The 13,383-nt window shown below is 51.6% G+C and carries 10 protein-coding genes; 7 read left to right on the forward strand and 3 right to left on the reverse strand.

Translation table 11 applies throughout. The features are described 5' to 3' along the window. Nucleotides 1-25: 25 nt before the first annotated feature. On the reverse strand, nt 26-1,831 hold the full coding sequence (edd, locus tag DES54_RS08990; RefSeq protein WP_113866587.1) for a phosphogluconate dehydratase: 1,806 nt from the start codon (nt 1,829-1,831) through the stop codon (nt 26-28). Between the two features lie 758 nt (nt 1,832-2,589). Here edd and gntR point away from each other — a divergent pair. Further along, a complete protein-coding gene (gene gntR / locus DES54_RS08995; RefSeq protein ID WP_113866589.1) occupies nt 2,590-3,585 on the forward strand; it encodes a gluconate operon transcriptional repressor GntR in 996 nt (331 codons plus the stop codon). Nucleotides 3,586-3,590: 5 nt separating this feature from the next. Here the strand turns inward: gntR and DES54_RS09000 are convergent, their stop codons facing one another. After that, a complete protein-coding gene (locus DES54_RS09000) occupies nt 3,591-4,118 on the reverse strand; it encodes a gluconokinase (protein WP_113866591.1) in 528 nt (175 codons plus the stop codon). 296 nt (nt 4,119-4,414) lie between these two features. Here DES54_RS09000 and gntT point away from each other — a divergent pair, with 296 nt between their 5' ends. Then, nucleotides 4,415-5,749 carry a gluconate transporter gene (gene gntT, locus DES54_RS09005; protein WP_113866593.1) on the forward strand — a complete coding sequence of 445 codons (1,335 nt, stop codon included), beginning with the start codon at nt 4,415-4,417 and terminating at the stop codon, nt 5,747-5,749. Between the two features lie 90 nt (nt 5,750-5,839). Here the strand turns inward: gntT and acs are convergent, their stop codons facing one another. Beyond that, the gene (gene acs / locus DES54_RS09010) at nt 5,840-7,801 is read right to left on the reverse strand and encodes an acetate--CoA ligase (protein WP_113866595.1); all 1,962 of its coding nucleotides are present in this window, start codon (nt 7,799-7,801) and stop codon (nt 5,840-5,842) included. Nucleotides 7,802-8,581: 780 nt separating this feature from the next. On the opposite strand from acs, the gene DES54_RS09015 reads away from it, so the two are divergent. The 5 genes from DES54_RS09015 to DES54_RS09030 all read left to right on the forward strand — a co-directional run bounded on the left by DES54_RS09015 (nt 8,582) and on the right by DES54_RS09030 (nt 13,375). Continuing rightward, nucleotides 8,582-8,974: a transcriptional regulator gene (locus DES54_RS09015; RefSeq protein ID WP_113866597.1), complete on the forward strand. Its 393-nt coding sequence runs from the start codon at nt 8,582-8,584 to the stop codon at nt 8,972-8,974. A 588-nt stretch (nt 8,975-9,562) separates the two neighbouring features. Then, a complete protein-coding gene (locus DES54_RS09020) occupies nt 9,563-11,257 on the forward strand; it encodes a TonB-dependent siderophore receptor (RefSeq protein ID WP_240634984.1) in 1,695 nt (564 codons plus the stop codon). Further along, nucleotides 11,241-11,804, forward strand: a complete 564-nt coding sequence (locus tag DES54_RS19100; protein ID WP_240634983.1) for a TonB-dependent siderophore receptor — start codon at nt 11,241-11,243, stop codon at nt 11,802-11,804. Before DES54_RS09020 ends, DES54_RS19100 begins: the two co-directional genes overlap by 17 nt. Nucleotides 11,805-11,930: 126 nt before the next feature. Next, a complete protein-coding gene (locus DES54_RS09025) occupies nt 11,931-12,455 on the forward strand; it encodes a sigma-70 family RNA polymerase sigma factor (protein ID WP_113866599.1) in 525 nt (174 codons plus the stop codon). Further along, a complete protein-coding gene (locus tag DES54_RS09030; protein ID WP_113866601.1) occupies nt 12,452-13,375 on the forward strand; it encodes a DUF4880 domain-containing protein in 924 nt (307 codons plus the stop codon). The genes DES54_RS09025 and DES54_RS09030 overlap by 4 nt, the downstream gene beginning before the upstream one ends. Nucleotides 13,376-13,383 lie beyond the last annotated feature (8 nt).

A 13,383-nucleotide genomic window follows, 5' to 3' on the forward strand; every position in this document is an offset into this window, starting at 1 on the left:
TGTCCGGCAAGTCAGACGTTTAACGTCAGAGACAACTGGCGCCCTGTTCCGCCCCGGTGATGCTTTCCCGCAACGCCCTGAACAGTTCACGTCCCGTACCAACATGTGACGCGGATAAATCAGGCTGCGCCGCGCTGCGGCGTTCCAGTTCTGCTTCATCCACCAACAGATTGATTTCGCCGCGAATGCCGTCAACCTGAATCCTATCGCCATCCCGCACTTTAGCCAGCAGACCGCCGCTATATGCTTCCGGCGTGACATGGATTGCCGCAGGCACTTTGCCGGACGCGCCGGACAGACGGCCATCGGTGACCAGCGCGACGTTAAAACCGCGATCCATCAACACGCCCAGCGGCGGCATCAGCTTATGCAGTTCCGGCATACCGATCGCCTTCGGCCCCTGAAAACGCACCACGATCACGCAATCCCGATCCAGTTTTCCGGCATTGAACGCCGCATCAATATCATATTGGCTTTCAAACACCACCGCTGGCGCTTGAATGACCTGATGATCTTCAGGGACGGCGGAGGTTTTCATCACTGCGCGACCCAGATTGCCGGATAACACCTTGGTGCCGCCGTGCTTGACGAACGGCGTATCCAGCGTCGCGATCACCTCTTTATCCAGCGACGCGTGCGGGCCGTCGCGATACACCAGTTTGCCGTCTTCGAGGAACGGTTCCTGCGTATAGCGCTGCAAGCCGAAACCGGCGACGGTATGGACGTCTTCATGCAGCAGACCGCCTTGCATCAACTCACGGATCAACAGCGAGACGCCGCCGGCTGCCTGAAAATAATTGATATCGCCAGGGCCGTTGGGATAAATGCGGCACAGCAACGGCACCACTTCCGATAATTCAGAGAAATCATCCCAGGTGATGTTGATCCCGGCGGCTTTCGCCATCGCGACCAGATGCATGGTGTGGTTGGTTGAACCGCCGGTCGCCAGCAACGCGATAATACCGTTGACGATGACTTTTTCATCCACCAGACGACCTACCGGCAAATAATCGCCGGCGGTTTGCGTCATACGGGTCACCTGACGCGCGGCGGCTTCGGTCAGCGCGTGGCGCAGCGGAATATCGGGATAGACAAAAGACGAACCGGGCAGGTGCAGCCCCATGATCTCCATCACCATCTGGTTGGAGTTTGCGGTGCCGTAGAAGGTGCAGGTGCCGGGCGAGTGGTAGGCGCTGGCTTCGGATTCCAGTAGCGCGTCGCGGCCAACTTTACCTTCGGCATACAGTTGGCGGATACGCACTTTCTCTTTATTGGAAATACCGGTACGCATCGGGCCGGCTGGCACGAAGACGGCGGGCAGGTGGCCGAACGCCATCGCAGCGATGAACAGACCGGGGACAATCTTATCGCACACGCCGAGAAACAGGGCGCCGTCAAACATATTGTGAGACAGGCCGATCGCCGCTGACATGGCGATCAAATCACGACTGAACAAAGACAGTTCCATACCGTCCTGTCCCTGCGTCACGCCGTCGCACATGGCCGGCACGCCCCCGGCCACCTGACCGATAGCGCCGACGGAATGCAGCGCTTCTTTGAGCAAGGCGGGGTAATGTTCATACGGCTGATGCGCGGACAACATATCATTATAGGACGTGATGATGCCGATATTGCTTTTAACCATGTTCTTCAGGCCGGACTTATCATCGGGCGAGCAGGCGGCGAACCCGTGGGCCAGATTACCGCAGGCCAACTGCGAACGGTGTACGGTTTTGCTTTTTGCCGCGTCAATGTTGGCCAGATACCTGGCTCTGTCGGCCTGAGAACGCGATATGATGTTCTGGGTAACGCGTGCAACGGTAGGATTCATGCTATGCCCCATTTGCTTCAAGATTGATGAATTAAATCGTTAAACGCTGATCGCGCCGAAAATAAATAGCTGTGCCGCCGGGTTAAACCCGGTGTTGTTATTTTTTTTTGAGATAAACAGCGTTATCGTTCTAATGACGGAACACGGATAAACTTTCAGCGGGTGAATAGAGAAATACATCGGCTTATTTAAAGTCCAACCGGGTTTTACCTTATTTACTGGCTTATTGACATAATCGGTTTCTCACCTGATTTACTTCGCGCATCAAGGTACGCTTTTATGCAATAAGGTTACTATATACTCGAATGATACCGGTAACAATGCCTTTTTATCACCAACTTTACTCGATTCAGCCCGCGTTTAAGTGGTTTTGTGACGAGAGTCACATTGTGGTTTTCTGGCCGTATCCGGGTATTTTTCCGTCAGCGTCAAAGGCGCATTAAGGCACCCTGAAATTCTGGCCGCAGATAAGATTGATAATGAGCAGGAAAACGAACGGAATAAGTAAATTCTGGTTAAGTAATGACAGTCGAAAATACCAGCAAGGTCGTGGCGAATTGCGCTGAAAAATCTTTTTATAAAAATCCAACCATTAATTTAGCAAAAATAACGGATAAAGGGTGTGCACTGAAAATGCCACCATGATTACCGCATCAGAGATTCTTCAGGGCAACGGACTGAACCGCATGGACAACAGACAGAGCCGATTTTCTTTGTTAAACTATGTTACCGGACGACGATATCTTAATTGATTGAAAATGAAGAAAAAAAGACCTGGACTACAGGATGTGGCCAACCAAGTCGGCGTCACGAAGATGACGATTAGCCGTTATCTGCGCGATCCGCTCATGGTTTCCGCGGCGTTGCGCGGCAAGATAGCCGCCGCGCTGGATGAGCTTGGCTACATTCCTAACCGCGCACCTGAAATTTTGTCCAACGCCACCAGCCGGGCGATTGGCGTATTGTTGCCTTCACTGACCAATCAGGTCTTTGCCGAAGTGTTGCGCGGTATTGAAAGCGTGACGGACTCTCATGGCTACCAGACCATGCTGGCGCACTATGGTTATCACGTCGAACGTGAAGAACGGCGGCTGACGTCCCTGCTTTCCTATAATATCGACGGACTGATCCTGGCTGAGCGCGGCCACACTGAACGAACGCGGAAGATGATTGAGGTGGCGGGCATTCCGGTGATTGAAATCATGGATAGCGAATCGCCATGTATCGATCTGGCGGTCGGATTCAATAACCATGAGGCGGCCTACCAGATGACCAAAACCATACTGGAATATGGCCACACCCGTCCGGTTTATCTCGGCGCCCGTCAGGATGAGCGTACCATTATCAAAATGCAGGGTTATGAGCAGGCCATGCGCGATTACGGCCTGACGCCTCGCAGCGTGTGTACGGAGCGTTCATCTGCCTACAGTCTGGGCGGTGAATTGATGAAGGAGGCGCGTCAGCGCTATCCCGATACCGATAGCCTGTTCTGCACCAACGATGATATCGCCATCGGCGCCGCCTTTGAGTGCCAGCGTCAGGGGCTGCGTATTCCCGAAGATATGGCGATTGCCGGTTTTCACGGCCACGATATCGGTCAGTCGATGGTGCCAAAACTGACCAGCGTATTGACGCCGCGAGAAAAAATGGGGCAAGTCGCGGCGGAGCGGCTTCTTACCCGTTTACGCGGAGAAACGGTGATCCCGCAACGGTTTGATTTGGGGTTCACCATCCTGCACGGAGAAAGTATTTAAACCCCTTAGCGACGGGATATCACGCCAGCATTGCGCAAGGCGCTAACGCCCTGAGCGACGACCTCGTCGAAGCTGCCGCTGATATCGATAGGGACGACGTCAGCTTCGTCAGCCGCCGGTTCTTCCAGCGCTTCAAACTGGCTTTTCAGCAGATCGGTGGGCATAAAATGACCGGCGCGCGCTTTCAGACGTTCCATAATGACCTCGAAGCTGCCTTTCATATACAGGAAAAGCATTTCCGGATTGTCTTCACGCAGACGGTCGCGATAGCGACGCTTCAGCGCGGAGCAGACGATTAGACCGACCTCGTTTTTATGGCGCAGGCTATAAGCCGCATCGCTTAGCCGTTCGAGCCACGGCGCGCGATCGTTGTCGTCTAATGGATGACCGCTGGCCATTTTTTGAATATTAGCCCGTGGATGCAGATCATCTCCGTCGATAAATTTAGCCCCCAATGCGTGGGCAATGGCTGCGCCTACGCTGGATTTACCGCAACCCGACACACCCATGATAATGATGCTTTGTCCCGCCATAAGTTTGATCTCTATCTCAAAATGAATATTTAGCCTTCTCAATAGTTCCTTATTTTATCACGTTACCGGTATCATGATACCGGTAACAAACAAGGGTGTGATTAATGTCACAAAGAGAACGAAAAACAATCATGTTGGTTATTGTAGATAAAACATGAAAAAAACAGCGTGAATGTTTTTAAACGACATGTGGTGCCGGAGCATAAAAAATAATTTTATCTTTATGATAAATATAATTTTTTATTACCTGTGATAACTGGGTCGGAACTGTACGATACCTATACCGGAGAATTATTATGCCATTAATCATTGTAGCGATTGGCGTAGCCCTACTACTGCTACTGATGATCCGTTGCAAGTTGAACGGTTTTATTTCATTGATACTGGTTTCACTGGCGGTCGGTCTTGCCCTCGGTTATACCACTCAGGGCGCCTTCAATGTCAACGGCGTTATCACTTCCATTAAAAATGGGGTGGGCGGCACATTGGGAAGCCTGGCGCTGATCATGGGGTTTGGCGCCATGCTGGGCAAATTGCTGGCTGACTGCGGGGGCGCTCAACGCATCGCCACCACGCTGATTGAAAAATTCGGCAAAGATCGTATCCAGTGGGCCGTGGTGCTGACCGGATTTGTGGTCGGTTTCGCCTTGTTCTATGAAGTCGGCTTTGTGCTGCTGTTGCCGTTAGTCTTCACGATTGCGGCGGCTGCGCGTATTCCGCTGCTGTTTATCGGTGTGCCGATGGCGGCGGCGTTGTCGGTAACCCATGCGCTGTTGCCGCCGCATCCCGGCCCGACCGCGATCAGTATCTTGTTTAAAGCCGATATGGGCAAAACCCTGCTGTTCGGGACATTAATCGCTATCCCGACCGTCATTCTGGCCGGTCCGGTTTATGCCCGCTTCCTGAAAAGCATCGATAAGCCGGTTCCCGAAGGCTTGCACAACCCGAAAGTCTTTACCGAGAGTGAAATGCCTGGCTTCGGCATCAGCGTGGCGACCACTCTGATCCCGGTGATCCTGATGGCTGGTCGCGCCGTTGCCGAGATGACGTTGCCTAAAGGCCATGCATTGTTATCTTACGCTGAATTTCTGGGCGATCCGGTGATGGCAACCATGATCGCCGTGTTGGTCGCCATCTTTACCTTCGGCCTTAACCGTGGCCGCTCGATGGAACAGGTGATGGATACCATTGGCGATTCGATCAAGATTATCGCCATGATGCTGATGATTATCGGCGGCGGAGGCGCCTTTAAACAGATTCTGGTCGATGGCGGCGTGGCGAAATATATTGAGACGTTGATGGCGGGCAGCACAATGTCGCCGCTGTTGATGGGATGGGTGATTGCCGCGGCGTTGCGTCTGGCATTGGGGTCGGCGACCGTGGCGGCGATGACGGCGGGCGGCATTGTCGCGCCGTTGTTGACTATCACCGGCGTGAGCCCGGAACTGATGGTGTTGGCGGTGGGTTCCGGCAGCGTTATCTTCTCTCACGTCAACGATCCCGGTTTCTGGTTGTTTAAAGAATATTTTAATCTGACCATCGGTGAAACCATCAGGTCGTGGTCGGTACTGGAAACCATCATTGCGGTGTGCGGGCTGATTGGTTGTCTGCTGCTGAATATGGTTATCTAGCATTCGGCTGGAACAAACGACACGCGGCGATGCCCCGTGTCGTTTTTTTATTTAATCCTGGCCCTCGGTCAGCGGAAATCGGCGCGATCCTCAAGACGAGGACGTGCTCATAGCCTGTTTTTCTTCCAGCAGTTTTTCCACCACGCCCGGATCGGCCAGGGTGGAGGTATCACCCAGATTACTGGTGTCGCCCGCGGCGATTTTGCGCAGAATGCGGCGCATAATTTTACCGGAACGCGTTTTCGGCAAAGCGTCTGTCCAGTGGATAATATCAGGCGTGGCGATCGGCCCTATCTCTTTGCGCACCCAGTTACGCACTTGCGCGTAAAGCTCGCTGGACGGTTCTTCGCCGTGATTGAGCGTGATATAGGCATAGATGGCCTGACCTTTCATATGGTGCGGAATGCCGACCACCGCGGCCTCGGCGATTTTCGGATGAGCGACCAGCGCGGACTCGATTTCCGCCGTCCCCAGACGATGACCGGAAACATTGAGCACATCGTCAACACGACCGGTGATCCAGTAGTAGCCGTCTTCGTCACGACGCGCGCCGTCCCCGCTGAAGTACATCCCCTTAAACGTAGAGAAGTAGGTTTGCTCAAACCGATCATGATCGCCGAACAGGGTTCTTGCCTGACCGGGCCAGGAATCGATGATGACCAGATTGCCTTCGCAGACGCCCGCCTGCGGGTTGCCGAGATTGTCCACCAGCGCGGGTTGCACGCCAAAGAAAGGACGTGTCGCGGAACCGGGCTTGGCTTCGATCGCGCCGGGTAGCGGGGTAATCATTAAGCCGCCGGTTTCTGTCTGCCACCAGGTATCCACGATCGGGCATTTCCCGTTACCAATCTTGTTGAAGTACCACTCCCAGGCTTCCGGGTTAATCGGTTCGCCGACGGAGCCCATGATCTTCAGGGACGCGCGTGACGTGCCTTCAATCGCCTTGTCGCCTTCCGCCATCAACGCGCGGATAGCGGTGGGCGCGGTATAAAGAATATTGACCTGATGTTTGTCGATAACCTGCGCCATACGCCGCGCGTCCGGCCAGTTGGGAACGCCCTCAAACATCAGGGTAATGGCGCCGCAGGCCAGCGGGCCGTATAGCAGATAGCTGTGGCCGGTCACCCAGCCGACATCCGCGGTACACCAGTAAACATCACCCGGATGATAATCAAAGACGTATTTGAACGTCAGCGCGGCGTAAACCAGATAACCGCCGGTGGTATGCAGCACGCCTTTGGGCTTGCCGGTCGAGCCGGAGGTATAAAGGATAAACAGCGGATCTTCGGCGTTCATCTCTTCTGGCGGACAATGATCGCCCGCTTGCGCCATCAACTCATGCCACCAGTAATCACGTCCGGTTTCCCATTCACCCGGTGTTCCGCTGCGGCGGAATACGATGACGCTGGTGATGGTGGCGACCGCAGGGTTTTTCAGCGCTTCATCAATGTTTTTCTTCAGTGGGATCACCCGTCCGGCGCGGACGCCTTCATCTGCGGTGATCACCAGTTTGGCGTTGGAGTCAATAATGCGTCCGGCGATGGCGTCCGGCGAGAAACCGCCAAAAATAACAGAATGGATGGCGCCGATACGCGCGCAGGCCAGCATTGCGACAGCGGCTTCCGGCACCATCGGCATATAGATGGCCACCACATCGCCTTTTTTGACCTGCTGAGACTTCAGTACGTTGGCGAAACGGCAAACGGATTGATGCAATTGCCGATAAGTGATCGGTTTGCTTTCTTCTGCGTCATCGCCTTCCCAGATGATCGCTGTTTGATCGCCACGTTCGGCGAGATGGCGATCCAGGCAGTTGGCGGCTACATTCAACGTACCGTCTTCAAACCAGCGAATACGGATGTGGCCGGGATCGAACGATGTGTTCTTGACGTGTTGATAAGGCTTGATCCAATCAACGATTTTCCCCTGTTCTCCCCAAAAGGATGCGGGATCGTCGACGGAATGCTGATACATTTTTTTATATTTGTCGGCATTTATCAGTGCATTTCCCGCAATTGAGGCAGGGATTGTATATTTAAGATGTTGAGTCATATTGCTTCTCCTTAAATATGTTAAGGATATGTCAATGACTAGTTAAACATAGTTAGTTGTTCACTTTTGTTCCTTTTTTGCGCGATAGATCATGCAAAAAAGGAAAAAGCACCGAAGAATTACTCAAAGGATAGCCAATCTGTTCATGAAATAGACAATTAGTAGGTAAAGACGCGAATCTCATAAGTGATATTCGTCACAATATGAAAATTATGGGTATACGGTGTTCGTCAATGAGCACTTGACGATCAATTTATTGTTTTCAATAGTTTGCATCTATTATTATTAAGTTTTCGATCGCCATTTACGATCAAAAAGCATAAAGATCCCTGTTATTCAACCGATAGTGACATTACCGTTCGAGGTATATTTCTGTTGATATTCACGATTTGCCTGCAAGGATGAATTTGAATGTTGCATTTTCGTTCTCATTGTTGTGCATCTGTTAGCCATTAATAAAATAGATTTATCTGATTATCAAAGAGCAACTGAGTATAGATAATCTATAATCTATGGAGGTGATAGGGCGATGAAGTGTCCGTCCACCAGCTGGCTGAAACGAATTATTGCGTCAGCCGGACGAAAGTAAAGGCTAACTGTTATTTTTTTTGTTTTTATTCAATCAGATCCGGTTTTCAGAACGAAACAATTTAGATAACGACACTGTACCGGATGTTGCGCGATCTCCGGCGAGTTTGATGTTTATCGATAGCATGCTGTGAGCAATGTTCACCGCAGTGCTGGGCGATACCTTCTACGTAGCATGAAGCAGAGGAAATAATGAGTCTGATATTTGGCAGTAATGAGCTCATCAGCATGCTAAGCCAACCTGTTGAGAATGAGCGGCGCGCGGTGGCGGTTATCGATGAAAAGTGCACAGTGGTTTGTGCCAATTCAGCGTTTAATGCCCACTTTGGCTTGCATGCTGAAATGAATGCGCAGGTTTCCATTGATGATGTACTGCCGATTAATGTGAAATTTGCTTATCAGGATTTCATGACCAATTCTGAGGTATTAAGCACGCAAGTCGTCTCTGACTTGCTGTCTGATGGTTTTACCAAAAGACAATTGGGCACCTTGTCCTTTTCCAAACTGAATGTTGAAAACCGTGTGTTGTCATTGTTAATCCTGAACCAGGAATCGCCGGAGCCAACCACAAATCTGGCTTCCTGATAACGTGGATGCACGCAGGCTTAATACAATATTATGCCGCTTTCAGTGAAAAATATCGCTATAAGTAATATTATCGATATATGAATCAAAATCGATGCAAATAAATAGTAATCGATTACATGTATAATCTTACCGTCGTCACGCCTTAGTTATATTGGCTCCTTTCTTGACCTGATAATCTATAATTATCTTTGCCTTATCATTTTTCCAGATGGTGTTGTTCAGGGGCTTACCCCTGACGCACTGTTTGCGCCAGTCAATAAAATAAAAACAATGGAATACCAGACTTCTTATTCTTTCTTCTCTTAACCTCGGCAAACAGAATAGTCTGGCGTTTTTCAATTATTTTTCGCTTTGTGGTTCCCCTTGGTGTTCGTTCGGTTGGCATATCTTCTGAAAACCATAATTCATCAAGATAAGGGGATAAATGTATGGCGGGATTTCGTACTCACTTGTTGGCTCGCGCCTTACGAGTTGCGCTGTTGGGGGCGGCTTGCAGTATGGCGTTGCCCGTTGTGTCGGTATACGCCGCTTCCGCGGCAAATGTGCAATCCTTCCTATGCTGTACCGGCCGGTCCGCTGAATCAGGTGTTAAATCAGTTCGCACAACAGGCGGGCGTGTTGCTTGCTTATGATCCGGCATTGGCGGCGGGCAAGAATAGTTCGGGGTTGCAAGGCAGTTATAATGTGCAGCAGGGATTTCAGCATATTCTCGTTGATAGCGGTCTGGCCGCGCAATACAGCGCCGATGGCGGCGTAACGCTGGCGCCGCAATCCGCCGGCGCGCCCGTACCCGCTTCTGCCGCGGCGCAGATTAAAAACGAACAGATCGTGGTGACGGCGCCGCCGAATACGGCTTTGAAGCTGGATGTGCCGTTATCGGAAACTCCGCGCGCCGTTTCGGTGGTGACCGATACGCAGATCCAGACGCGTGGGGCGCAAAAAATCGATCAGGCTTTGCGTTATAGCGCCGGTATTCTGGCTACGCCCTACGGACCGGATAATAAAACCGAATGGATAAGTATTCGGGGATTCAGTGATCAGAACCGTTTTCAAAACGGTTTAAGCACCCTGAATGAAGATGGTTTTTATACCCAACAAATGGAGCCTTTTGGCGTTGAGCGTATCGAAGTGCTGAAAGGGCCGGCATCGGTACTTTACGGGCAAAACCCGCCGGGAGGCCTGGTTAACGTCATCACCAAACGGCCAACACGTTTGCCGCAAAGACTGATTGAACTGGAATACGGTTCCGACGATTATCGCCATCTGGCAATCGAAAGTGCCGGGCCGCTCAATGACGACGGTTCGATATTGTATCGTGTGGTGGCGTTGGCGCGTGATACGTCCGGCGAAGTGGATTTTGCGAACAGTAAACGCTTCTATCTGGCGCCGAGCATCACTTTCCTTGGTGAGGATACCGAGCTAACGGTTCTGGCGAGTTATATGGGTACGCAGTCCGGGATGACCAATGGATTCAAGTTGCCTTACGGTACGTTACATAATACGCCGTTTGGCAAAGTGGGCTATAAAACCTCTCTCGGCGAACCTGATTTAAACCGTCACAATACGCGCCAGTTTACTCTTGGGTATGAGTTGACCCACCATTTGAACGATACCTGGATGTTTCAGCAGAACGTAAATTATGCCTATCAGAATCTGGACTTACGCGGCGTGTATGCGATGGGACAGGTGGATGACCGGCACGCGAGCCGCGGACTGACCTACCGTGACGGGTTCGCGCAAAATTGGGCGCTCGACAATCGGATGGTGGGTGAGTGGCGGTTTGGCGATATTGAGAATACTTTGTTGCTGGGGTTTGACTATCGCCGTTCCAATACGCAGAGCCATGATGCCGATCTCTCTCCTTATAACAGCGCGCAGTACCAGTTTATCAGCGACCCGATTGATATTTTTAATCCGGTTTATGGCAACTATACCTTGCGAGACGACCAACTCTCTTACCACCGTTCCGGCCGCCACCAAAATGGTTACTATATTCAGAATCAGATAAAATATAACGACAGACTGATTCTCCTGCTGGGTGGTCGTTACGATCAGTCCAAATCCCGTACCCAAAATGAAATCATGGGTAACGATTCCCGCACGGATGATGACAAATTCACCAAGACAGCGGGTCTGATGTATTTGTTTGATAAAGGATTATCGCCTTATATCAGCTATGCGGAATCTTTCCAGCCCATTGCCGACTATGATGCATCCGGCCAGCAATATAAACCGACGATGGGTAAGCAGACGGAAGTGGGGGGTGAAATACACGCCTGATGGTTTTAATGGTTACGCGTCGGCGGCAATCTTCGACTTACGTCAGGATAATATCCTGACCACGGATATCAATAATCCTATTCGCCGGGTTCAGGCGGGCAAAGCCCGTTCCCGCGGCATTGAATTGGCGTTCAGCGGCGAGGTATATCAGGGCTTAACGGTAACCGCCAACTATACGTATAACGAAGTGGAAACCACCAACTCCGGTGTTGCCGGGGAAAGTGGGAGCCGTTTACCCGGCTTGCCCTTGCATAATGCCTCGACCTGGATCGCCTATGCCTTTAACGGGCGGCTTGAAGGACTCACCATTGGCAGCGGCGTGCGTTATGTGGGGAGCACCTTCGGCGATAAAACCGAAAGCTCCGATCTGAAAGTACCCGCTTACACATTGTGGGATGCCATGATTGCCTATGATTTCACTAAAAACTGGCGTTTGCAGGTGAATGCCACCAATCTGACCAATAAGGAATATGTCAGCGCCTGTGATTTCTGGTGTTACTACGGCGAAGGGCGCAATGTCAGCGCGAATATCAGTTATCGTTGGTAGTTGGTAGTTGGTAGTTGGTAGTTGGCCGGAGGAAGCCTTCTGGCTTCCTGTTACCGCGAATATTCATTGACTTTACCGATAATGATAATGAAAATCATTTCATTGCTATCAGGTTGAGTCATTTCCGTGAATCGTCCCGCGTTTGTTGAGTCAAATCAGACTGAGTCTTTACGGGTTCAGCAGATTTATCATGAGCACCATTCTTGGCTACAGGCATGGTTGCGGCGGCGTTTGGGGTGTTCGCAACAAGCGGCTGATTTGGCGCAGGATACGTTTTTACGTCTTATCAGCCGGCACCAGGCAACGCAACTCAGAGAACCACGCGCCTGGCTGACCACGGTGGCGCACGGTTTGGTGGTGAATCACTGGCGACGTAAAGATATCGAAAATGCCTATCTTCAGGTGTTGGCTGAGCAGGAACTTGCCGTTGTCCCCTCGCTCGAACAGCAGGCCATGACCATCGATGCGTTGCTTGAGATTGACCGTATGCTGGCGACGCTGCCCGCCAAAGTCCGTCAGGCTTTTCTGTGGGTGCATCTTGACGGATTGACTTACCAGCAAGTCGCTGAGCGGTTGACGGTTTCTGAAAGAATGGTGAAAAAGTACATGGCGCAAGCGATGCTTAATTGTTTGCTTTGTCAGGATCTATGATCTCCGCGACCGAATCCGATATCCCAAAAGAGGTTTTACAGGCTGCGGCAGAGTGGTACGCCATCCTGTATGATGAAACGTGCACCGAATTCGATCGACAGGCCTGGCGTCAGTGGCTGGGGCGTGATGAAACACATCGTGTGGCCTGGCGGCAGGTTGAGCAGATTCATGCGCGCTTTCATGAGGTCGATAGCCAACTGGCTTCTTCGGTATTGAACAAACGTGGCGTTGAGCGCCGCCGCTTGCTCAAACTGCTGGTAATTGCCGGTATTACTGGCGGCGTCGGCGTCAGTCTGCCTTGGGAAAGCTATGCCGCCGATTATCGAACCGGTACGGGAGAAACCCGTGAGTTAACGATCGCCGATGGCCTGACCATATGGTTGAATACGGACTCAGCCTTGAATCAACGGGACAAAGTGACGTTTACACTCATTCAGGGAGAATTGATGCTGGAAAACCGCACTACTCAGCCGATCCGCCTGATGACATCACATGGCAGGATTGATGCGCCGCCGCCTTGTCAAATTGCTGTGCGCTACACCCCGACTCAGAGTTTCTTATCCGTCTTTGGCGGTGAGGCGGTGTTGCACACCGCGACGTTGACCCGGCGAGTGACGGCGGGCCAGCAGGTCGTCTTTACTCACGAACGGTGCGATGCGCCTGTGCCTGCCGAGAGTTTCCGCCAGAGTTGGCGCTTAGGCATACTGGTGGCTGATAACATGCCGCTGGCGCGGTTGATCGATGAAGTATCCCGCTATCATCATGGTTATTTCCATGTGGATAAGTCGCTGGCTGGGTTACGGATTTCCGGCGTCTTCCCGTTGCATGAGCGCGATCGTCTGTTGGATGCGCTGATTCGCGCGTTACCCATCAAAGTAACAAAACGTTTCGGCTGGTGGGTTGATATCAGTTCGCGTTAAAACTCGCT

It is taken from the genome of Brenneria salicis ATCC 15712 = DSM 30166 (assembly GCF_003315515.1).
Classification (GTDB): domain Bacteria; phylum Pseudomonadota; class Gammaproteobacteria; order Enterobacterales; family Enterobacteriaceae; genus Brenneria; species Brenneria salicis.